General features: G+C 55.6%; 23 protein-coding genes. 8 read left to right on the plus strand and 15 right to left on the minus strand.

The window, feature by feature from the left end; all coding sequences use genetic code 11:
• The first annotated feature begins 34 nt into the window (after positions 1-34).
• Both znuC and znuB read left to right on the plus strand, forming a co-directional pair.
• Positions 35-790: a zinc ABC transporter ATP-binding protein ZnuC gene (gene znuC, locus JGF26_RS13910; protein WP_023312233.1), complete on the plus strand. Its 756-nt coding sequence runs from the start codon at positions 35-37 to the stop codon at positions 788-790.
• A complete protein-coding gene (gene znuB, locus JGF26_RS13915; protein WP_028018632.1) occupies positions 787-1572 on the plus strand; it encodes a zinc ABC transporter permease subunit ZnuB in 786 nt (261 codons plus the stop codon). Before znuC ends, znuB begins: the two co-directional genes overlap by 4 nt.
• Before the next feature lie 59 nt (positions 1573-1631).
• Here znuB and ruvB read toward each other — a convergent pair whose 3' ends face one another.
• From ruvB to aspS, 6 genes are all read right to left on the minus strand, one after another.
• Positions 1632-2642 (minus strand): Holliday junction branch migration DNA helicase RuvB, encoded by a 1011-nt coding sequence (ruvB, locus tag JGF26_RS13920; protein WP_028018631.1) that lies wholly within the window; start codon positions 2640-2642, stop codon positions 1632-1634.
• 8 nt (positions 2643-2650) lie between these two features.
• Positions 2651-3265 carry a Holliday junction branch migration protein RuvA gene (gene ruvA / locus JGF26_RS13925; RefSeq protein ID WP_134708055.1) on the minus strand — a complete coding sequence of 205 codons (615 nt, stop codon included), beginning with the start codon at positions 3263-3265 and terminating at the stop codon, positions 2651-2653.
• 79 nt (positions 3266-3344) lie between these two features.
• On the minus strand, positions 3345-3866 hold the full coding sequence (gene ruvC, locus JGF26_RS13930; protein ID WP_014832404.1) for a crossover junction endodeoxyribonuclease RuvC: 522 nt from the start codon (positions 3864-3866) through the stop codon (positions 3345-3347).
• A 34-nt stretch (positions 3867-3900) separates the two neighbouring features.
• Positions 3901-4641: a YebC/PmpR family DNA-binding transcriptional regulator gene (locus JGF26_RS13935; RefSeq protein WP_028018629.1), complete on the minus strand. Its 741-nt coding sequence runs from the start codon at positions 4639-4641 to the stop codon at positions 3901-3903.
• Between the two features lie 27 nt (positions 4642-4668).
• On the minus strand, positions 4669-5112 hold the full coding sequence (gene nudB, locus JGF26_RS13940) for a dihydroneopterin triphosphate diphosphatase (RefSeq protein ID WP_028018628.1): 444 nt from the start codon (positions 5110-5112) through the stop codon (positions 4669-4671).
• A 1-nt stretch (position 5113) separates the two neighbouring features.
• Positions 5114-6886 (minus strand): aspartate--tRNA ligase, encoded by a 1773-nt coding sequence (aspS, locus tag JGF26_RS13945; protein WP_028018627.1) that lies wholly within the window; start codon positions 6884-6886, stop codon positions 5114-5116.
• A gap of 264 nt (positions 6887-7150) precedes the next feature.
• On the opposite strand from aspS, the gene JGF26_RS13950 reads away from it, so the two are divergent.
• Genes JGF26_RS13950 through cmoB form a run of 5 tightly spaced genes read left to right on the plus strand, consistent with a single transcriptional unit; the run spans position 7151 to position 10733 of the window.
• Entirely contained in the window at positions 7151-7717 is a 567-nt protein-coding gene (locus JGF26_RS13950; RefSeq protein WP_134708054.1) for a hydrolase, read from the plus strand.
• Entirely contained in the window at positions 7714-8532 is an 819-nt protein-coding gene (locus JGF26_RS13955; RefSeq protein WP_134708053.1) for a DUF72 domain-containing protein, read from the plus strand. The genes JGF26_RS13950 and JGF26_RS13955 overlap by 4 nt, the downstream gene beginning before the upstream one ends.
• 52 nt (positions 8533-8584) lie before the next feature.
• Positions 8585-8980, plus strand: a complete 396-nt coding sequence (locus tag JGF26_RS13960; protein ID WP_028018624.1) for an MAPEG family protein — start codon at positions 8585-8587, stop codon at positions 8978-8980.
• A 41-nt stretch (positions 8981-9021) separates the two neighbouring features.
• Positions 9022-9765: a carboxy-S-adenosyl-L-methionine synthase CmoA gene (cmoA, locus tag JGF26_RS13965; protein WP_134708052.1), complete on the plus strand. Its 744-nt coding sequence runs from the start codon at positions 9022-9024 to the stop codon at positions 9763-9765.
• Positions 9762-10733 (plus strand): tRNA 5-methoxyuridine(34)/uridine 5-oxyacetic acid(34) synthase CmoB, encoded by a 972-nt coding sequence (cmoB, locus tag JGF26_RS13970; protein ID WP_134708051.1) that lies wholly within the window; start codon positions 9762-9764, stop codon positions 10731-10733. The genes cmoA and cmoB overlap by 4 nt, the downstream gene beginning before the upstream one ends.
• A 139-nt stretch (positions 10734-10872) precedes the next feature.
• Here cmoB and cutC read toward each other — a convergent pair whose 3' ends face one another.
• Both cutC and JGF26_RS13980 read right to left on the minus strand, forming a co-directional pair.
• Entirely contained in the window at positions 10873-11616 is a 744-nt protein-coding gene (cutC, locus tag JGF26_RS13975; protein ID WP_028018621.1) for a copper homeostasis protein CutC, read from the minus strand.
• 78 nt (positions 11617-11694) lie between these two features.
• A complete protein-coding gene (locus tag JGF26_RS13980) occupies positions 11695-12255 on the minus strand; it encodes a VOC family protein (protein ID WP_028018620.1) in 561 nt (186 codons plus the stop codon).
• Positions 12256-12494: 239 nt separating this feature from the next.
• On the opposite strand from JGF26_RS13980, the gene argS reads away from it, so the two are divergent.
• Positions 12495-14228, plus strand: coding sequence for an arginine--tRNA ligase (argS, locus tag JGF26_RS13985; protein WP_134708050.1), 1734 nt, complete (start codon positions 12495-12497; stop codon positions 14226-14228).
• Positions 14229-14270: 42 nt separating this feature from the next.
• Here the strand turns inward: argS and JGF26_RS13990 are convergent, their stop codons facing one another.
• From JGF26_RS13990 to cheR, 7 genes are all read right to left on the minus strand, one after another.
• Entirely contained in the window at positions 14271-14663 is a 393-nt protein-coding gene (locus JGF26_RS13990) for a flagellar protein FlhE (RefSeq protein WP_049006633.1), read from the minus strand.
• Entirely contained in the window at positions 14663-16741 is a 2079-nt protein-coding gene (gene flhA, locus JGF26_RS13995) for a flagellar biosynthesis protein FlhA (RefSeq protein WP_028018617.1), read from the minus strand. Before flhA ends, JGF26_RS13990 begins: the two co-directional genes overlap by 1 nt.
• Complete coding sequence (gene flhB, locus JGF26_RS14000; RefSeq protein ID WP_028018616.1) at positions 16734-17882, minus strand: flagellar biosynthesis protein FlhB; 1149 nt, start codon at positions 17880-17882, stop codon at positions 16734-16736. Before flhB ends, flhA begins: the two co-directional genes overlap by 8 nt.
• A gap of 148 nt (positions 17883-18030) precedes the next feature.
• Positions 18031-18675: a protein phosphatase CheZ gene (cheZ, locus tag JGF26_RS14005; RefSeq protein WP_008500432.1), complete on the minus strand. Its 645-nt coding sequence runs from the start codon at positions 18673-18675 to the stop codon at positions 18031-18033.
• A 10-nt stretch (positions 18676-18685) separates the two neighbouring features.
• On the minus strand, positions 18686-19075 hold the full coding sequence (gene cheY / locus JGF26_RS14010) for a chemotaxis response regulator CheY (RefSeq protein ID WP_000763862.1): 390 nt from the start codon (positions 19073-19075) through the stop codon (positions 18686-18688).
• Between the two features lie 17 nt (positions 19076-19092).
• Positions 19093-20142 (minus strand): chemotaxis response regulator protein-glutamate methylesterase, encoded by a 1050-nt coding sequence (locus tag JGF26_RS14015; RefSeq protein WP_028018615.1) that lies wholly within the window; start codon positions 20140-20142, stop codon positions 19093-19095.
• Complete coding sequence (cheR, locus tag JGF26_RS14020; RefSeq protein ID WP_028018614.1) at positions 20139-21005, minus strand: protein-glutamate O-methyltransferase CheR; 867 nt, start codon at positions 21003-21005, stop codon at positions 20139-20141. Before cheR ends, JGF26_RS14015 begins: the two co-directional genes overlap by 4 nt.
• Positions 21006-21013 lie beyond the last annotated feature (8 nt).

Raw genomic sequence — 21013 nt, forward strand, 5'->3', positions numbered from 1 at the left:
TAACATTCGTTGACTTCTTCAAGCTTAAAATGACATGACGACATTGGTTTCTCTTGAAAATATTTCGGTCTCATTCGGGCAGCGCCGCGTCCTCTCTGACGTGTCGCTCGATCTGAAGCCCGGCAAAATTCTGACGCTGCTCGGTCCCAATGGCGCCGGAAAATCTACCCTGGTGCGCGTGGTGCTGGGTCTGGTCGCACCCGATGAAGGCGTGATCAAGCGCGAGGAAAAATTGCGTATTGGCTATGTGCCGCAAAAACTTCACCTCGACGCCACGCTGCCGCTGACGGTCAGCCGTTTCCTGCGTCTGCGCCCCGGCACCCGTAAAGCCGATATTCTCCCGGCACTGAAACGCGTGCAGGCGGGTCATCTTGTCGATGCGCCTCTGCAAAAACTGTCCGGCGGTGAAACGCAGCGAGTTTTACTCGCCCGCGCGCTGCTGAGCAGCCCGCAGCTGCTGGTACTGGATGAGCCGACTCAGGGTGTGGATGTGAATGGTCAGGTTGCGCTTTATGATTTGATCGACCAGCTACGTCGAGAGCTTGATTGCGCAGTGCTGATGGTGTCCCATGACCTGCATCTGGTCATGGCAAAAACTGACGAAGTGCTGTGTCTCAACCACCATATTTGCTGCTCCGGCACGCCTGAAGTGGTGTCAATGCATCCGGAGTTTATCTCCATGTTTGGCCCTCGCGGTGCTGAGCAACTGGGCATTTATCGCCATCATCATAATCATCGCCATGATTTACAGGGACGAATTGTCCTGCGCCGGGGAAATGGACACTCATGATTGAACTGTTACTGCCCGGCTGGTTAGCCGGGATTATGCTTGCCTGCGCCGCGGGCCCACTCGGCTCGTTTGTTGTCTGGCGCAGAATGTCCTATTTTGGCGATACCCTGGCGCATGCCTCTCTGCTGGGCGTCGCTTTTGGTCTGTTACTGAACGTCAACCCTTTCTATGCGGTGATTGTAGTCACGCTGCTCCTTGCCGGGGGGCTGGTCTGGCTGGAAAAACGCCCACACCTGGCCATTGATACACTGCTTGGCATCATGGCGCACAGCGCCCTGTCGCTGGGTCTGGTCGTCGTGAGCCTGATGTCGAACATCCGCGTCGACCTGATGGCCTACCTGTTCGGCGACCTGCTGGCCGTGACGCCAGAAGATCTGATCTCTATCGCCATTGGTGTCGTCGTGGTGCTCGGCATTCTGCTCTGGCAGTGGCGTAATTTGCTGGCGATGACCGTAAGTCCGGATCTGGCGTTTGTTGACGGCGTGAAATTGCAGCGTGTGAAGTTGCTGCTGATGCTGGTAACAGCGTTGACCATTGGTGTGGCGATGAAGTTTGTCGGAGCGCTGATTATTACCTCCCTTCTGATCATTCCGGCAGCCACAGCGCGTCGCTTTGCCCGCACGCCAGAACAGATGGCCGGCGTGGCCGTTCTCATTGGGATGGTTGCGGTAACGGGTGGGTTGACCTTCTCGGCGTTTTATGACACGCCTGCAGGGCCGTCTGTGGTGCTGTGTGCAGCGGTGCTGTTTATTTTCAGTATGATGAAGAAGACGGCAAGTTGACATCGAGGGCGCTGATGCCCTCACCCTGCCCCTCTCCTACAGGGAGAGGGAATTAAACATTATGGCATTGCCGGTGGGGTAATGCCGAAGTGATTCCACGCCCGCACCGTGGCCATGCGTCCACGCGGAGTACGTTGCAGGAAGCCCTGCTGGATCAAATACGGTTCGAGCACATCTTCAATTGTCTCGCGCTCTTCCCCGATTGCCGCCGCCAGGTTATCCAGCCCGACTGGCCCGCCAAAGAATTTGTCCAGCACCGCCAGTAGCAGCTTGCGGTCCATGTAGTCAAAACCTTCCGCATCGACATTCAGCATATCCAGCGCCTGAGCAGCAATCTCGGCGGAAATGGAACCATCATGCTTCACTTCGGCAAAGTCACGCACGCGGCGCAGCAGGCGGTTGGCAATACGCGGCGTACCGCGAGACCGCTTCGCCACTTCAAACGCGCCCTCTTCGCTCATTTCCAGTCCCATATAGCGGGCGCTACGGCCAACGATGTGCTGGAGGTCCGCCACCTGGTAAAACTCAAGACGCTGTACGATACCGAAACGGTCGCGCAGCGGAGAGGTCAACGACCCGGCGCGGGTTGTTGCGCCAATCAGGGTAAACGGTGGCAGATCGATCTTGATAGAGCGCGCAGCCGGGCCTTCACCGATCATGATATCCAGCTGGTAATCTTCCATCGCCGGATAGAGCACCTCTTCCACCACCGGAGACAGGCGGTGAATCTCATCAATAAACAGCACGTCATGGGGTTCAAGGTTGGTCAGCATCGCCGCCAGATCGCCTGCTTTCTCCAGCACCGGGCCGGAGGTAGTACGCAGGTTGACGCCCATTTCATTGGCGACGATATTCGCCAGCGTGGTTTTCCCCAGTCCCGGAGGACCAAAAATCAGCAGGTGATCGAGTGCATCGCCGCGCAGTTTTGCCGCCTGGATGAAAATCTCCATCTGGGAACGTACCTGCGGCTGGCCAATGTACTCATCAAGCAGCTTCGGGCGGATCGCACGATCCACCACGTCTTCTGCCTGAAGGGAGCCTGCCGATACCAGGCGATCTGCTTCAATCATCCTTTACCTCACAATGCAGCGCGCAGCGCTTCACGAATCAGAGTTTCACTGCTGGCATCCGGTTTGGCGATTTTACTCACCATACGGCTGGCCTCCTGAGGTTTATAGCCCAGTGCCACCAGCGCAGCAACCGCTTCCTGCTCGGCGTCATCATCCGTCGCTGGCGCGCCAGGCGAGGTCAGCACCAGATCGGTCGCAGGGGTAAAGAGATCGCCATGCAGCCCTTTGAAGCGATCTTTCATTTCGACAATCAGACGCTCGGCGGTTTTCTTGCCGATACCCGGAAGCTTAATCAGCGCTGCGGGATCTTCGCGCTCAACGGCATTCACAAACTGTGGAGCTGACATACCGGAGAGAATTGCCAGCGCCAGCTTCGGCCCGACACCATTGGTTTTAATCAGCTCGCGGAACAGGGTACGTTCCTGTTTGTTGTTGAAGCCGTACAGCAGCTGAGCATCTTCACGCACCACAAACTGAGTAAAGACAATCGCCTCTTTACCCGCGTCCGGCAACTCGTAGAAGCAGGTCATCGGCATATGGACTTCATAGCCCACGCCACCCACTTCCAGCAGCACTAACGGGGGTTGTTTTTCAATGATGGTGCCTCTGAGTCTGCCTATCACGTGACGCTCCTGCGTTCTGGAAAAATTAACTGCCGACATAATAAAAAAAGGCTGGATAAACATCCAGCCTGATTTTTCATTATCGTAACCTGCCTCGCGCCAGATTGAGCCGCGACTCGCTCATTTGCATCGCGTTCTGGCTGACGTGACAGTGGGTAATCGCGATAGCCAGCGCATCCGCGGCGTCCGCCTGTGGGTTCGCGGGGAGCTTCAACAAGGTGCGCACCATATGTTGCACCTGGCTTTTCTCCGCGCTGCCAATCCCCACCACCGTCTGCTTGACCTGCCTTGCCGCATATTCGAACACCGGTAAATCCTGGTTTACGGCTGCAACAATGGCCACACCGCGCGCCTGACCGAGCTTTAATGCCGAATCAGCGTTTTTGGCCATAAAGACCTGTTCGATGGCGAAATAGTCTGGCTGGAACTGGGTGATAATTTCTGTCACACCTGCGTAGATCAGTTTCAGGCGTGACGGCAGATCGTCCACTTTGGTGCGAATACACCCGCTGCCGAGGTAGGTTAGCTGGCGTCCCACCTGACGGATAACGCCATAGCCGGTGACGCGTGAGCCGGGGTCAATCCCAAGGATAATCGACATCACGCGTCTCCCGTTAACGGTTTACACGCTCTCATCAGAGAGTCGCTGCAACCTCATCAGAGATTTCACCGTTGTGATACACTTCCTGCACGTCGTCGCAGTCTTCGAGCATATCGATCAGGCGCAGCAGTTTCGGTGCAGTTTCCGCATCCATGTCCGCTTTGGTTGATGGGATCATAGACACTTCAGCGTTGTCTGCTTTCAGACCCGCCGCTTCCAGCGCGTCACGTACCGCACCCATCTCTTCCCACGCGGTGTAGACGTCAATTGCACCATCATCGAAGGTTACAACGTCTTCTGCACCGGCTTCCAGTGCCGCTTCCATGATCACATCTTCGTCGCCTTTCTCGAAGGAGATCACGCCTTTCTTGCTGAACAGATAAGAAACGGAACCATCAGTTCCAAGGTTACCACCGGTTTTGGTAAACGCGTGACGCACTTCGGCTACGGTACGGTTACGGTTGTCGGACAGACACTCAACCATGACCGCAGTACCGCCAGGGCCGTAACCTTCATAAATGATGGTTTCCATGTTCGCGTCTTCATCACCGCCCACGCCACGTGCGATTGCACGGTTCAGGGTGTCACGCGTCATGTTATTAGACAGCGCTTTATCAACCGCCGCGCGCAAGCGCGGGTTAGAAGCCGGATCGCCGCCGCCCAGACGTGCCGCTGTTACCAGTTCACGAATGATTTTGGTAAAGATTTTACCGCGTTTGGCATCCTGTGCCGCTTTACGGTGTTTGGTGTTGGCCCACTTACTATGACCTGCCATAAAAAGTTCTCCAAAAATCGCGCCTTCTCAGGCTGCGTTAATTACAAATTCTTCAATCGCCTGCCGGTTGCTCCACGACTTGGTCAGAGCGGCGGCATCCGCCGCACTTACCCAGCGGTAGGTCAGGTGTTCGGTAAACACAACCTCACGTTCGTGGGGGAGAGCAAGACAGAACCACGATTCCGTATTCCGCTCGGTACCCGGCGCATAGCGATGACGTAAATGGCTAAAAATTTCAAACTCCACCGTGCGCTGACAGTCCTTCAGGGTCAGTTGCTCGCGGGCAACATCAATGGTGACCTCTTCCTTTACTTCACGCGCGGCGGCCTGCAGCGCGGTCTCCCCCTCTTCCAGACTGCCAGTTACCGACTGCCAGAAATCAGGGTCATCGCGCCGCTGCAACATCAGCACCCGCTTCGTGTCTTCTGCATAGATGACCACCAGGACCGAAACGGGCAGCTTATATGTCATATCAGTTTTTCTCTTCCTTCTTCACCACTTCAATGCCCAGCTCGGCCAGAGAGGCCGGGTTAGCAAAACTTGGTGCTTCGGTCATCAGACACGCCGCGGCAGTGGTTTTCGGGAAGGCAATAACATCACGAATGTTATCGGTACCGGTCAGCAGCATGGTCAGACGGTCAAGACCGAAGGCCAGACCCGCGTGAGGAGGCGTACCGTATTTCAGGGCGTCCAGCAGGAAGCCGAATTTCTCGCGCTGCTCCTGCTCATTGATGCCCAGAATGCCGAACACGGTCTGCTGCATGTCACCGCTGTGAATACGCACGGAACCACCGCCCACTTCGTAGCCGTTGATGACCATATCGTAGGCGTTCGCCACCGCGTCTTCCGGTGCGGCTTTCAACTCTGCGGCAGTCATGTCTTTCGGCGAGGTGAATGGGTGGTGCATTGCGGTCAGACCACCTTCACCGTCGTCTTCAAACATTGGGAAGTCGATAACCCACAGCGGTGCCCATTTGTTCTCGTCGGTCAGGTTCAGGTCTTTACCGAGTTTCAGACGCAGGGCGCCCATCGCATCGGCAACCACTTTCTTGTTGTCCGCGCCGAAGAAGATCATGTCGCCGTCCTGCGCGCCAGTGCGCTCAAGGATCGCTTCCACGATGTCCGCGTTCAGGAATTTCGCGACCGGGCTGGTGATACCTTCCAGACCTTTTGCACGCTCGGTGACTTTAATATAGGCCAGACCTTTCGCGCCGTAGATCTTGATGAAGTTACCGTAGTCGTCAATCTGCTTACGGCTCAGTGCCGCACCGCCTGGTACACGCAGCGCAGCTACGCGGCCTTTAGCATCGTTAGCCGGGCCAGCAAATACCGCAAACTCAACGGATTTAACCAGATCAGCAACGTCCACCAGCTCCATCGGGTTACGCAGATCTGGTTTGTCAGAACCGTAGCGACGCTCAGCTTCAGCGAAGGTCATGATTGGGAAATCGCCCAGTTCAACGCCTTTCACGTCGTTCCACAGGCTACGTACCAGAGCTTCCATCACTTCACGCACCTGCTCAGCGGTCATGAAGGAGGTTTCCACATCGATCTGGGTAAATTCTGGCTGGCGATCAGCACGCAGGTCTTCGTCACGGAAGCATTTTACGATCTGATAGTAGCGATCGAAACCAGACATCATCAGCAACTGTTTGAACAGCTGTGGAGACTGTGGCAGCGCGTAGAATTTACCTTTATGCACGCGGGATGGGACCAGGTAATCGCGCGCGCCCTCCGGCGTGGCTTTGGTCAGCATCGGGGTTTCGATATCCAGGAAACCGTGGTCATCCATAAAGCGACGCACCAGACTGGTGATTTTCGCGCGGGTTTTCAGGCGCTGAGCCATTTCCGGGCGACGCAGATCCAGGTAGCGGTACTTCAGACGTGCTTCTTCAGTGTTGACGTGGTTAGAGTCCAGCGGCAGCGCTTCAGCACGGTTGATAATCACCAGATCGGACGCCAGCACTTCAATTGCGCCAGTCGCCATGTCTGCGTTGACGTTTTTCTCGTCACGCGCACGAACGGTGCCGGTGACCTGAATGCAGAACTCATTACGCAGCTCAGAAGCCAGTTTCAACGCATCTGCGCGATCCGGATCGAAGAACACCTGAACGATACCTTCGCGGTCACGCATATCAATGAAGATAAGGCTACCAAGATCACGACGGCGGTTGACCCAACCACACAGGGTTACCTGCTGTCCAACGTGGGACTGACGCAGCTGCCCGCAATATTCTGTACGCATGAGATATCCCTTAATTAGCCGCAGGCTAAATGTCGCCTGGTATGCAGGCTACTATGTCGCAGCTTTCTGTATGTCACAACTGGATGAAAAAAGGCGGCTATTATACTGGAAATTCCGCCGGACGATAAGAGCGAACCTCGGCCTGACGGTCGTTTGCTGCACTCTTATTGCGCATTCTCACAAAAATTAACAAAATTATCCGACCGGTAACAGGCCATCACGTCGTATGGTGTAGCGGAAGTGATTAATTTAACTGGAGTGACTATGTTAACACTCGATACCAGCAAAACCGCGCTTGTCGTCATTGATTTACAGGAAGGCATCCTGCCTTTTGCCGGAGGCCCGCACACCGCAAATGATGTGGTCAGCCGCGCCGCTCGCCTGGCGGAAAAATGCCGCACAAGCGGAGCGCCTGTTGTCATGGTGCGCGTCGGCTGGTCCGCCGATTTTGCCGAAGCCTTAAAACAGCCCGTCGATGCGCAGATTGCGGCGCATTCGCTACCGGAAAACTGGTGGACGTATCCGGTCTCACTCGGCAAGCGTGACAGTGATATCGAAGTGACTAAACGCCAGTGGGGCGCGTTTTACGGTACCGATCTGGAGCTGCAGCTGCGCCGTCGCGGAATCGACACCATCATTCTTTGTGGCATTTCCACCAACATCGGCGTGGAATCTACCGCCCGCAACGCGTGGGAACTGGGCTTTAACCTTGTGATTGCAGAAGATGCCTGCAGCGCGGCCTCCGCGGAACAGCACCTGGGCAGTATGACTCACATCTTCCCGCGCATCAGTCGTGTGCGCAGCACTGACGAGATTTTAAACGCGTTATGATGTATGTGGGCCTGCCCCAATGGTCGCACCCGAAATGGGTGCGCCTTGGCATCACCAGCCTTGAGGAATATGCCCGACACTTCAATTGCGTCGAGGGTAACACCACGCTGTATGCACTACCCAAAGCAGAGATTGTTGAACGCTGGCGCGAACAAACAACCGATGATTTCCGCTTCTGCTTTAAGTTTCCGGCAACCATCTCCCATAACGCGGCCCTGCGTCACTGCGATGATTTGACCGTCGAGTTCTTGAACAGAATGTCGCCGCTGGCAAACCGCATAGGTCAGTACTGGCTGCAGCTTCCCGCCGTCTTTGGCCCACGCGATCTGCCCGCGCTTTGGCAGTTTCTGGATACACTTCCCCGGGAATTTACCTATGGGGTTGAAGTCAGGCATCCTGCATTTTTTGCCAAAGGTGAAGAAGAGAAAGCGCTCAATCGCGGTCTGCTTGAGCGCTCAGTCAACCGTGTGATCCTCGACAGCCGTCCGGTGCATAGCGCCATTCCGCATAGCGAAGCCATCATTGATGCGCAGCGCAAAAAGCCCAAAGTGCCTGTTCATGCCATCGTGACGGCTCATCGCCCTATGGTCAGGTTTATCGGCAGCGATAACATGCAGCAAAATCAGGAGATTTTCGCCGTCTGGCTGCAAAAATTAGCGACGTGGGAACAGACCACCACGCCATATCTCTTCCTGCACACCCCGGATATCGCGCAGGCACCTGAACTGGTCGATGCTCTCTGGCAGGCCTTGCAGGCTGCGGTACCGTCCGTGGGCAGCGCCCCCGTCATCCCACAACAATCTTCTCTTTTCTGATATCACCCCCTATCATAGTAAAGTGCCATCTGCCAAAAAACAGGGAGTTTGTATGGTCAGCGCGCTGTATGCGGTATTAGGTGCATTGCTACTGATTAAGTTTTCATTTGATGTTGTGCGCCTGAGAATGCAGTACCGCGTCTCTTACGGTGACGGCGGATTTTCCGAGCTACAAAGCGCTATCCGCGTTCACGGCAATGCGGTCGAATACATCCCGGTGGCGTTAATTTTGCTGCTGTTTATGGAGATGAATGGCGCAGAAACCTGGATGGTGCACATCTGTGGCCTGCTTCTGCTTGCCGGCCGACTAATGCATTATTACGGTTTTCACCACCGCCTGTTTCGCTGGCGTCGTTCCGGCATGAGTGCGACGTGGTGTTCACTTTTGCTGATGGTGCTGGCTAACCTTTGGTATATGCCGTGGGAGTTGGTTTTCTCCTTCCATTAGCGCACAATACGCCACTTTATTTTTCCCGGATTTTTTACGTTATGTCAGATCGCGACACGCTTTTTTCCGCGCCTATCGCCAGCCTGGGCGACTGGACCTTCGATGAACGGGTAGCCGAAGTCTTCCCGGATATGATCCAGCGCTCTGTTCCCGGTTATTCCAATATTATCTCTATGATCGGCATGCTGGCTGAGCGCTTCGTTCAACCCGGCACGAAGGTCTATGACCTGGGCTGTTCGCTTGGCGCGGCAACGCTGTCGGTACGTCGTAACGTTCACCACGAAGGCTGCCGGATCATTGCCGTGGATAATTCCCCCGCCATGGTTGAACGCTGCCGTCGCCATATTGATGCTTACAAAGCCCCTACCCCGGTGGACGTCGTAGAAGGTGATATCCGTGAGATTGAGATCAATAACGCGTCGATGGTGGTGCTGAATTTTACCCTGCAGTTCCTGGTGCCTGAAGACCGTCAGCGACTGCTGGACAAAATTTATCAAGGGCTGAACCCTGGCGGTGCGCTGGTCCTTTCCGAAAAATTCAGCTTTGAAGACGCCGAGGTTGGCGAACTGCTGTTCAATATGCACCACGATTTCAAACGTGCGAACGGTTACAGCGAGCTGGAGATCAGTCAGAAGCGCAGCATGCTCGAAAACGTGATGCTCACGGACTCCGTGGAGACCCATAAAGCGCGTCTGCGTCAGGCAGGATTTGAGCATAGCGAACTGTGGTTCCAGTGTTTCAACTTTGGCTCCCTGGTGGCACTGAAAGCGGGGGTTCCTGCATGATTGAGTTCGGCAACTTCTATCAGCTGATTGCGAAAAACCACCTTTCCCACTGGCTGGAAACCCTGCCTGCCCAGATTGCCACCTGGCAGCGCGATCAACAGCACGGCCTGTTAAAGCAGTGGTCAAATGCAGTGGAGTTTCTGCCTGAACTGACACCTCACCGTCTGGATCTGCTGCATAGCGTGACCGCAGAAAGCGCAGAGCCTCTTTCCGCCGGGCAGACTAATCGTATCGAAACGTTGATGCGAAACCTGATGCCATGGCGCAAAGGACCGTTTTCACTTTACGGTGTGAACATCAATACCGAATGGCGCTCAGACTGGAAATGGGATCGCGTTTTGCCGCATCTGTCCGATCTGACCGGACGTACCATTCTGGATGTCGGCTGCGGCAGCGGTTACCACATGTGGCGCATGATTGGCGCAGGTGCGCATCTGGCAGTGGGCATTGATCCGATGCAGCTGTTCCTGTGCCAGTTTGAGGCAGTGCGTAAATTGCTGGGTAACGACCAGCGCGCACACCTGCTGCCGCTGGGTATTGAGCAACTGCCAGCCCTTAAAGCCTTTGATACCGTGTTTTCCATGGGCGTGCTGTACCACCGCCGTTCCCCGCTGGAGCATCTATGGCAGCTTAAAGATCAGCTGGTCAGCGGTGGCGAACTGGTGCTGGAAACGCTGGTTATCGAAGGTGATGAGAATGCGGTTCTGGTGCCGGGTGACCGTTACGCGCAAATGCGAAATGTCTACTTCATCCCTTCCGCGCTGGCACTAAAAAACTGGCTTGAGAAGTGCGGGTTTGTGGATGTACGCATTGCAGATGTCTGCGTGACGTCAATCGAAGAACAGCGCCGCACCGACTGGATGATTACCGAATCGCTGGAGCAATTCCTTGACCCGGCCGATCGCAGCAAAACCGTTGAAGGCTATCCTGCGCCGATGCGTGCGGTGTTGATTGCCACGAAGCCGTAGCCTTTTAGCCGTTGGTGGCCAACGCAGCTGCGGCTTGAAATATGAAGGATAAAAAAAGGCCCCTGTTGAAATTGCAGGGGCCTGGTACAAGCAAGCATCATATTGGGCGACATGATGCGCGGTAAAAATCGGTACGTTGCTACACGTGATGACGCTCAATCAGCGACTTCATTTCCGCAACCGACTCTCCCTCTACACCGTAGCGTGAATACTCATCCGCTTCAGCATCTGTCGACATTGACAACCCTGTATTGCGATAACGCATGGGAGACGGCATCCACTTGCCTGCCGAGCTGTGAAGCTCCTCTACCCCGGCGTTTAAAAACCGTTCCAGATTGCTGGCACGGACACCCGCACCCGCCATTATTATTGGAACACCAGAATGGGCTTTTAGTTCCGTAATTAATTGCAGACCTTTTTCCGCAGAGGACTGCTGCCCCGATGTCAGAATGCGTGCCACGCCCAGTTCGGTAAGCGAATCAAATGCTTGAAGGGGGTCTTTGCACATATCAAATGCGCGATGGAAAGTCACTGCCATCCCTTTCGCGGCATCCATGACCTGGCGCATACGTGGCATATCGACCTGACCGTCTTCATCAAGCAACCCGATAACCAGCCCGGGAAATCCCAGTTCACGAACCAGAGTGATATCTTCAAGCATGGCACTGAACTCGCCCGACGTGTAACAAAAATCGCCGCCGCGAGGACGAATAATCGGGTGAACGGGAATGGTGACGGCCTGACGGGCAGACTTTAACATGCCGTAGGATGGCGTCAGCCCACCCTCTTTGGGTGCCGCGCACAGTTCGATGCGATCAGCACCGTGTTTTTGCGCAGTCACGGCACACTCCACGCTGTAACAACAAATCTCCAGCAGTGCCATTTAATCCTCCTGACATCCCACTAAACGAATCATCATGACACGCCGCCCGTTTTTAGTCCCGGCGTTAACTCACAACTCTCACGCTTCACTGGCAACAATCTGCTCAATGGTCCACGGGTGAAACTTCACGGTGACCTGTCCGTCCGTGACGGCCAGCGTCGGGTTAGGTAAACGCTCGCGCTCGCCTTTGGGTGAACTCGTTTTGACAAAAATCCCCGGTTTGCTTAAGCCTTCATCAGATAACAAGGCCAGTGCGCGCGCGTTCAGTGTTTCTGGCTCACCCGGCAGAACAATTTCAATATGCTCCCAGCCTTCGTGCGGATAACGTTTTTCCCCCGGCCACGGCAGTTCGACAACGGTGAATTGCCAGTGCGCTACCTTCACGGGTTCATGCAGTTTAAACAGGCATATTGGGCGACCGTTAATAATGTTCTCAGAGAGCAGCTCACCGCACTGTTCAAAACCTCGACGCCAGCGCTCGGCGGTCGCATTTTGATGACAGCGCAAAGAGATGTGATCCGCTTCAAGCGGTGCGATATCCAGACCAAGGCGGGTGGCAAGTTCTGTGAACGCCTGGGTGAAGCGCGGTAAATCTGCGGAAATATCATGCAGTTCGTCAATGGAATACCAGTTCGCCATAAGTCAGTCTCTTTTCATGTCGCAAAGCCGCTAATTTACTCTGTTGCCCAGTTTTGACCAACCGCAGAATACGGCTTTTTATGACTGCATGATTATGCACGCCTTCTTAGCCTGGATTCTGAACAATCTTTGGCCCGCGCAATGCTGACGCCAGAGGGCATTTGCAGTATACTCCCGCCCTAAATTCTATAACTGGCGCGGGTGGTTGTGAGCCCGCATCAAAAAAGTAAGGTATCCAGGTGAATATTCAGGCTCTTCTCTCCGAAAAAGTCAGTCAGGCACTGATTGCCGCAGGTGCGCCTGCGGATTGCGAACCGCAGGTTCGTCAGTCAGCAAAAGTACAGTTTGGCGACTATCAGGCTAATGGCGTGATGGCAGTGGCTAAAAAACTGGGCATGCCGCCGCGACAACTCGCTGAGCAGGTACTGACGCATCTGGATCTCACCGGTATCGCCAGCAAAACCGAAATCGCCGGTCCGGGCTTTATCAACATCTTCCTGGAACCTTCTTTCCTGGCAAGCCACGTTGACGCGGCGCTGAAATCTGACCGTCTGGGTGTCTCCCAGCCGGAAGCGCAGACCGTTGTGATCGACTACTCTGCCCCGAACGTGGCGAAAGAGATGCACGTGGGTCACCTGCGCTCCACCATCATTGGTGATGCTGCCGTGCGTACCCTTGAATTCCTCGGTCACAAGGTGATCCGCGCAAACCACGTGGGCGATTGGGGTACTCAGTTCGGTATGCTGATTGCTTACCTGGAAAAACAGCAGCAGGAAAACGCGGGTGAAATGGCGCTGGCCGATCTCGAAGGGTTCTACCGCGAAGCCAAAAAACACTACGATGAAGACGAAGCCTTTGCCGAGCGCGCGCGCAGCTACGTAGTAAAACTGCAGGGCGGCGATCAATACTTCCTTGAGATGTGGCGCAAGCTGGTTGACATTACGATGTCTCAGAACCAACTCACCTATAACCGTCTGAACGTCACCCTCACCCGTGACGATGTGATGGGTGAAAGTCTCTATAACCCAATGCTGCCGGGCATTGTGGCTGACCTGAAGGCCAAAAATCTGGCAGTTGAGAGCGAAGGCGCAACGGTCGTGTTCCTTGATGAGTACAAGAACAAGGAAGGTGAACCGATGGGCGTGATCATCCAGAAAAAGGATGGCGGCTATCTCTACACCACTACCGATATCGCCTGTGCAAAATACCGTTACGAAACGCTGCATGCCGATCGCGTGCTGTACTACATCGACTCCCGTCAGCACCAGCACCTGATGCAGGCGTGGACCATCGTGCGTAAAGCCGGTTACGTGCCGGATTGCGTTCCGCTGGAACACCATATGTTCGGCATGATGCTCGGTAAAGACGGCAAGCCGTTCAAAACCCGTGCGGGCGGTACCGTGAAGCTGTCCGACCTGCTGGACGAAGCGCTGGAACGCGCCCGTCGCCTGGTGGCGGAGAAGAACCCGGATATGCCTGCCGATGAGCTGGAAAAACTGGCGAATGCCGTGGGTATCGGTGCGGTTAAATACGCGGATCTTTCCAAGAACCGTACCACCGACTATATCTTCGACTGGGATAACATGCTGGCGTTTGAAGGCAACACGGCGCCGTACATGCAGTATGCCTACACCCGTGTGCTCTCTGTATTCCGTAAAGCCAATATCGACGAAAGCGTACTGGCGAATGCTGCCGTGACCATCACTGAAGATCGCGAAGCGCAGCTGGCAGCGCGTCTGCTGCAGTTTGAAGAGACACTGACGGTTGTGGCGCGAGACGGAACACCGCACGTGATGTGTGCTTACCTGTACGATTTGGCAGGCCTGTTCTCCGGCTTCTACGAGCACTGCCCTATCCTGTCTGCGGAAAGCGACGCGGTACGTAACAGCCGCCTGAAGCTGGCGCAGCTCACGGCGAAGACCCTGAAGCTGGGTCTGGATACCCTGGGTATCGAAACCGTAGAACGCATGTAATACAAAAAACCCGGCAAGCGCCGGGTTTCTTTTTTCACACCGTTAACGATAGTTAACGATGACAGCGTTACTCTGAACTTTCAGCGCCGGAATCAAACGCCCTCCACCCGGTACTTCCCAGATAAAACGCAAAGGTTCGATGGCCGGCACGCCATTAAATGCCTGTGTGGTGCCGTTCTCTCCGTCAATTTCCGTGCAGCGAGTCTGAGAGCAGAGACGTACCCGCAACCCTGCTGGCGTTGGGCCAATCAGCCTGTAGTTCCACACCACAAGCCCCATCTGGCCGGAAACCGGCTCAGAGGGCGATAACGGGTTTGATGACATGGCAACCCCGCGATTGCTGAGGGTCACGCCCATGCTGCTCGCCTGCCAGGTCCCTTCCCCGGCAGCCTGCGCCACCAGCGGGAAGAATAAGATCCATAACCACTTACGCATTATTTTCCTCCAATCGTCGCGGTCATGCGGATATGACGGTTATCCGACAGCTCCATATTTGACAGCACGACCAGTTGGTTCAGGCTACGACGCAGGAAGCGCGACAGCAGCGGACGCAGCGCATGGTTAACCAGCAGCACCGGCGGTGCTCCCAGCATCTCCTGACGCGCCAGCGCCTCCTGCGTTTGCGCCAGCAGGCGGTCCGCCAGACCCGGTTCCAGCCCGCCGCCACCCTGCAAGGCCTGCAGCAGCAGACGTTCAAGCGGCGTATCGAGACCAATAACCTGCACTTCTCCGGTTCCAGGGAACCATTGCTGGGTAATCGCGCGCCCCAGCGCCACGCGCACCACCGCGGTGAGCTCATGCGGATCGTTTTGTAACGGCGCATGTTCGGCAAGGGTTTCCAGAATGGTACGCATATCGCGGATCGGTACTTTCTCGTCGAGCAGGTTTTGCAACACTTTGTGCAGGGTAGTCAACGTCAGCACGCCTGGCACCAGGTCTTCCGTCAGCTTCGGCATCTCCTGCGTGACGCGGTCAAGGAGCTGCTGCGCTTCCTGACGTCCAAACAGTTCTGCCGAGAATTGGCCAATCAGGTGATTAAGATGGGTTGCCACCACGGTACTGGCTTCGACTACCGTATACCCCTGAATTTGCGCCTGCTCTTTCAGCGCACTTTCAATCCAGATCGCGGCCAGACCAAAAGCCGGATCGATGGTTTGCTCGCCTGGCAATGTGCCTGCGGCGGTGCCGGGGTTAATCGCCAGCCAGCGTCCCGGATAGGCATCGCCGCTGCCGATTTCAACGCCTTTCATTAGGATGCGATAGCGCGCGGGCGGCAGGTCCATATTGTCGCGGATGTGTACCACCGGCGGCAGGAAGCCCATGTCCTGGGCGAATTTTTTACGGATACTGCGGATGCGGCCAAGCAGTTCGCCATCCTGCTGGAAATCGACCATCGGGATCAGGCGATACCCAACTTCCATACCCAGCGAATCTTCCAGCTGAACGTCATTCCAGGTCGCTTCGACAGCCTGGGTGTTCTCCGGCATTTTAACCGCAACAGGCTCGGCTGCCGGTTGGGTTTCACGCCCTCGCATCCACCAGGCAAGACCCAGCAGTGCCGCAGTGAACAGCAGGAACACGAGGTTTGGCATACCTGGGACCAGACCGAGTAACCCCAGTACCGCAGCGGCCAATAGCATGACGCGCGGGTTACTGAAGAGCTGGCCGACCATCTGCTCGCCAACGTCCTGATCGGTACTCACGCGGGTCACAATCACGCCCGCCGCCGTAGAGATAACCAGCGCCGGGATCTGCGCGACCAGACCGTCACCGATGGTCAGCAGCGTATAACTTTCTGCCGCGTGGCCCATGTCCATGCCATGTTGCAGAACACCGACCAGCAGGCCACCCACCACGTTGATCACCATGATCAGAATGCCCGCGATGGCGTCACCGCGCACAAACTTACTCGCACCGTCCATGGAGCCGTAGAAGTCCGCTTCCTGCGTCACTTCCGCACGGCGTTTTTTCGCTTCATCTTCCGCGATAAGACCGGCGTTCAGGTCGGCGTCGATCGCCATCTGCTTGCCTGGCATCCCGTCCAGCACAAAGCGCGCGCCCACTTCCGCGATACGCCCTGCCCCCTTGGTGATAACCATAAAGTTGATGATTACGAGGATCACAAACACCACGATACCGATGGCGAAATTACCGCCTACCAGGAAGTGGCCGAAGGCCTCAACCACTTTACCCGCCGCAGCCGCACCCGTATGACCTTCCATCAGAATGATACGCGTGGAGGCCACGTTCAGCGCCAGTCGCAGCAAGGTGGTAAACAGCAGAATGGTCGGGAACGCCGCGAACTCAAGGGTACGCTGGGTGAACATCGCCACCAGCAGCACCATGATGGACAACGCAATGTTGAATGTGAAAAGCAAATCGAGGATGAATGCCGGGAGCGGCAGTACCATCATCGACAGAATTAGCAGGATGAGAATCGGCCCGGCAAGGATCTGCCATTGGGTCGATTTCAGGTTGCCGGGCAGGCGCAACATTGCCACCAGATTAGCCATCAGTGTCCTTCTCGTTCAAAAAATCCAGCGCTTCAGGCACCGGAAGGTTCTCAGGTTTCACAGGTCGTTGTCCGCCAGCCAGACGCCAGCGCTTCAACTGCCATACCCAGGCCAACACTTCCGCCACGGCGGCGTAGAGTTGTCCGGGGATCTGTTGTCCAATTTCCGCATGGCGGTATAAGGCACGCGCCAGCGGAGGGGCTTCCAGGATAGGTACACGATGTTCAGTACCAATCTCACGAATGCGAAGTGCTATCAGACCCGCCCCTTTCGCCACCACTTTCGGCGCGCTCATTTTGTTTTCGTCATAGCGCAGCGCAACGGAATAGTGTGTCGGGTTGGTGACGATCACGTCAGCTTTTGGCACGTCTTCCATCATGCGTCGACGGGCAGCGGCGCGCTGCATCTGGCGGATACGCCCTTTGACGTGCGGGTCACCTTCCATCTGTTTGTATTCGTCACGGATATCCTGGCGTGACATGCGCAGTTTCTTGAAGTGGGTATAAAGCTGGAAGATCACGTCGAAACCCACCATCGGAATAATGCTGAGCACCACCAGCAGCGCGCAGAGTCCGACCAGGTTCAGCGCATTGCTCATTGCGGTGAGGGGGGATTCACTGATAAGACGCATCATTTCCGGCCAGTGGTACCAGAGGTAAAACCCCGCTGAACTCCCCATCAGTACCGATTTGAGAATGGCTTTGAGCAACTCCGCCCCGGTCTGCGCAGAGAACATTTTCGCAATGCCCGGCAGCGGGTTCAGTTTGGAAAATTTCGGCTGCAGCGATTTGGCACTAAAGACCAGACCACCCAGCATCACCGGCGAAACCAGCGCGACCAGCACAACCCCTGTAATCAGCGGCAGCAGTGCAACCATCGCCCCTTTTATTAGCTGGATAATCTGGCTGAGGATCAGATTCGGGTCATTGACCATGCTGTGGTCAAAACGTAAGCCAGTAGACAACATTCCCGCCAGTTTGCGGGCGAGCGACTCCCCACCCCACCAGATAATGCACACCCCTACGATAAGGATCAGCAGGGAAGTCAGTTCTCGGGATCGGGGGATCTGCCCTTCCTCACGCGCCTTTTCTAGTCGGTGGGGTGTGGGGGCTTCCGTTTTGTCGTCGTTCTCTTCTGCCACAGTGCATGCCCAACCTATTAAGTCACGGGTATCATGCCAGTGCAGCGAAAATCCAATGGCGGGAAAAGCCCGTTTATTCGGGCTCTTTTCAGTGATTTTGTCGTAAACCGCCTCAGACGGTGTTAACCCTCTGAGGCGGAATGGACAATCAGAAGCCGAGGCTGTCGAGCAGATCGTCCACCTGGTCCTGGCTTGCTACCACGCCCGCTTTGCTGGCGTCGAGCTGTGGACCATTGAGCAGGCTTTCGTTCTCGCGTTTTGGGCGGGCTGCAGGCTCTGGAATATTCTCCAGCAGCACCATCAGCAACTGACGTTCAATCTCCTGGATAACATCCATCATGCGCTTGATAACCTGACCGGTCAGGTCCTGGAAATCCTGCGCCATCATGATGTCCAGCAGTTGTGCGTTGGTGAAGCTGGTATGGCCAGGAACATCCCCCAGGAACTGACGGGTATCGGTAACCAGTTCACGGGCGTCCGCCAGTTCGATCGGATTCTCAAACCACTCATCCCAGCGTTTTGTCAGCGCTTTCGCGCCCTTTTCCATCGCGTCCTGGTGCGGTTGTGACGCTTCAACGCTGTTCAGCGCACGTTCAGCCGCCTGAGCAGTCATCTGCACGACATAGTCCAGGCGATCGCGCGCATCAGGAATGGCTTCCGCCGCTTCGGCAATCGCCTGATCCAGCCCCAGTTCACGCAGGCTGTCACGCAGCATGCGCGTCAGGCTGCCGATGCGTACGATGATATCGCTCGGCGAGTGTTCTTCAACGGGTTTCATAGCAGGTTGCATCATAACCAACACCTCACATGCCGAGTTTCTCGAAGATCTTGCCGAGCTTCTCTTCCAGGGTCGCAGCAGTGAATGGCTTCACCACGTAGCCGCTTGCGCCCGCCTGTGCAGCGGCAATGATGTTCTCTTTTTTCGCTTCTGCGGTGACCATCAGAACCGGCAGAGACGCCATGCCCGCATCTGCACGAATGGTTTTCAGCAGTTCCAGACCATCCATGTTTGGCATGTTCCAGTCGGAGATAACAAAACCAAACCCACCCGCCTGCAGTTTGTTCAGCGCATCAACACCATCTTCTGCTTCTTCAACGTTGTTGAAGCCCAGCTCCTTCAGCAGGTTGCGTACAATGCGACGCATGGTGGAAAAGTCATCCACAACCAAAAACTTAAGCTCTTTATCCGCCATCTAATTCTACTCCTGAGTCAAATACGTATTGCCTGTCCGGCACTGATTTTCGCCAACATCTGCTGGCTTACCTGGCTAAGATCGACCACTTCGCTCACGCCACCCATATTGATGGCCTCGCGCGGCATGCCGAACACCACACAACTTGCTTCATTCTGCGCAATCGTCCAGGCGCCAGCCTGGTGCATTGCAAGCATTCCGGCGGCACCATCGTTGCCCATCCCCGTCAGGATCACCCCAACGGCGTTGCGCCCCGCATGTTTCGCCACCGAATGAAACAGCACATCCACCGACGGACGGTGCCGGTTGACCGGCGGCCCGTCATGAATTTTGATTTGATAGTTAGCGCCGCTGCGCGCCAGCTCCATATGTTTGTCACCCGGCGCAATATACGCATGCCCCGGGAGCACGCGTTCGCCGTCTTCCGCCTCTTTCACGCTGATCTGACACAGCTTGTTCAGACGTTCAGCGAACGAGCGGGTAAAGCCAGGCGGCATATGCTGAGTGATCAGAATACCCGGACTTGAAAGCGGCAATGGCTGGAGTACATGACGAATTGCCTCTGTTCCCCCGGTTGACGCCCCAATCACCAGCAGTTTTTCCGAGCTGAGCAATGGACCAGCCTTCAACGTTGCCGGTGCAACCATCGGTTTGTGAGCGGCGAGTTTCGCTCGCGATGCGGTACGGATCTTCTCTGCGATCATCTCGCTGTAGGCCAGCATTCCTTCACGAATGCCGAGCTGCGGTTTGGTGACAAAATCCACCGCCCCTAACTCCAGCGCGCGCAGCGTGATTTCCGATCCTTTTCCCGTCAGGGAGGAGACCATCACCACCGGCATCGGGCGCAGTCGCATTAATTTTTCCAGAAAATCTATGCCATCCATGCGCGGCATCTCGACATCCAGCGTTAGCACATCGGGGTTATATTTTTTAATTAAATCCCGCGCTACCAGCGGATCCGGCGCAGTGGCCACCATCTCCATGTCGCTGTGGCTATTGATAATTTCAGTCATGATCTGACGCATCAGCGCTGAATCATCGACAGACAACACCCTGATTTTACTCATGCTTTTTCCTTACTCAGCGCATATACCGTTTGCCCACGCAGGCTAAACTCACGCACGAGGTTGCTGAAGTTTTCCGAGTGCCCGGCAAACAGTAAACCGTCAGGCTTGAGCAACGGAACAAACCGACGCAGAATGTCCTGTTGCGTCGTTTTATCAAAATAGATCATGACGTTACGGCAAAAAATAGCGTCAAAAGGTCCCGGCACGTTGTACTGCTTATCCAGCAGGTTAACGGGCGCAAATTCGACGCAGTTCGCCAGTTCCTGGCGTACGCGTACCAGGCCTTCATGTGGACCGGTTCCACGCATGAAATAACGCTGTAGCTGTTGCGGTGACAGCGTTTTCAACTCATCCTGGCGATAAACACCGTTACGCGCCTTCTCCAGTACCTCGGTGTCGATATCGCTGGCGTAGACTTTCCAGCGTCCGGGTGCCATGCCCAGGGTATCGGCAAGGGTGATTGCCAGCGAGTAAGGCTCTTCACCCGTCGAGGCTGCCGCGCTCCAGACGCGATACTCCCCGGTGCGGCGACGCGCGTGCTCTGCCAGGACCGGGAAGTGGTGCGCTTCACGGAAAAACGCCGTCAGGTTCGTGGTTAATGAGTTAATAAAAGCCTGCCACTCGGCGCTGTTCTGGTTCGCTTCGAGCATGCTCAGATAGCGACCAAAGTCATCCAGCCCCAGCGTACGCAAGCGCCGCACCAGACGGTTGTAAACCATGTCTCGCTTATGATCCGCAAGCACGATCCCCGCACGCTGGTAGATTAACTGACATATCCGACGGAAATGCGCGTCGGACAGCGCGAGGCGCTGTGTCATCTGCAACAATAATGACGTTTGCCCGGAGGGCATTGGTGATGTCATAGCGCCTT

Source organism: Enterobacter sp. E1 (genome assembly GCF_016809815.1).
Lineage (GTDB): Bacteria > Pseudomonadota > Gammaproteobacteria > Enterobacterales > Enterobacteriaceae > Enterobacter > Enterobacter adelaidei.

Excerpts from the sequence above, each read along its gene's own strand:
- cmoA (WP_134708052.1), top strand. The coding sequence starts at position 9,022 with ATGTCAGATCGCGACACGCTTTTTTCCGCGCCTATCGCCAGCCTGGGC.
- znuB (WP_028018632.1), top strand. The coding sequence starts at position 787 with ATGATTGAACTGTTACTGCCCGGCTGGTTAGCCGGGATTATGCTTGCC.
- aspS (WP_028018627.1), bottom strand. The coding sequence starts at position 6,886 with ATGCGTACAGAATATTGCGGGCAGCTGCGTCAGTCCCACGTTGGACAG.
- cmoB (WP_134708051.1), top strand. The coding sequence starts at position 9,762 with ATGATTGAGTTCGGCAACTTCTATCAGCTGATTGCGAAAAACCACCTT.
- cutC (WP_028018621.1), bottom strand. The coding sequence starts at position 11,616 with ATGGCACTGCTGGAGATTTGTTGTTACAGCGTGGAGTGTGCCGTGACT.
- ruvB (WP_028018631.1), bottom strand. The coding sequence starts at position 2,642 with ATGATTGAAGCAGATCGCCTGGTATCGGCAGGCTCCCTTCAGGCAGAA.
- JGF26_RS13950 (WP_134708054.1), top strand. The coding sequence starts at position 7,151 with ATGTTAACACTCGATACCAGCAAAACCGCGCTTGTCGTCATTGATTTA.
- JGF26_RS13960 (WP_028018624.1), top strand. The coding sequence starts at position 8,585 with ATGGTCAGCGCGCTGTATGCGGTATTAGGTGCATTGCTACTGATTAAG.
- cheR (WP_028018614.1), bottom strand. The coding sequence starts at position 21,005 with ATGACATCACCAATGCCCTCCGGGCAAACGTCATTATTGTTGCAGATG.
- JGF26_RS13990 (WP_049006633.1), bottom strand. The coding sequence starts at position 14,663 with ATGCGTAAGTGGTTATGGATCTTATTCTTCCCGCTGGTGGCGCAGGCT.
- ruvC (WP_014832404.1), bottom strand. The coding sequence starts at position 3,866 with ATGTCGATTATCCTTGGGATTGACCCCGGCTCACGCGTCACCGGCTAT.
- JGF26_RS13935 (WP_028018629.1), bottom strand. The coding sequence starts at position 4,641 with ATGGCAGGTCATAGTAAGTGGGCCAACACCAAACACCGTAAAGCGGCA.
- znuC (WP_023312233.1), top strand. The coding sequence starts at position 35 with ATGACGACATTGGTTTCTCTTGAAAATATTTCGGTCTCATTCGGGCAG.
- JGF26_RS13980 (WP_028018620.1), bottom strand. The coding sequence starts at position 12,255 with ATGGCGAACTGGTATTCCATTGACGAACTGCATGATATTTCCGCAGAT.
- nudB (WP_028018628.1), bottom strand. The coding sequence starts at position 5,112 with ATGACATATAAGCTGCCCGTTTCGGTCCTGGTGGTCATCTATGCAGAA.
- flhA (WP_028018617.1), bottom strand. The coding sequence starts at position 16,741 with ATGGCTAATCTGGTGGCAATGTTGCGCCTGCCCGGCAACCTGAAATCG.
- cheZ (WP_008500432.1), bottom strand. The coding sequence starts at position 18,675 with ATGATGCAACCTGCTATGAAACCCGTTGAAGAACACTCGCCGAGCGAT.
- cheY (WP_000763862.1), bottom strand. The coding sequence starts at position 19,075 with ATGGCGGATAAAGAGCTTAAGTTTTTGGTTGTGGATGACTTTTCCACC.
- JGF26_RS14015 (WP_028018615.1), bottom strand. The coding sequence starts at position 20,142 with ATGAGTAAAATCAGGGTGTTGTCTGTCGATGATTCAGCGCTGATGCGT.
- JGF26_RS13955 (WP_134708053.1), top strand. The coding sequence starts at position 7,714 with ATGATGTATGTGGGCCTGCCCCAATGGTCGCACCCGAAATGGGTGCGC.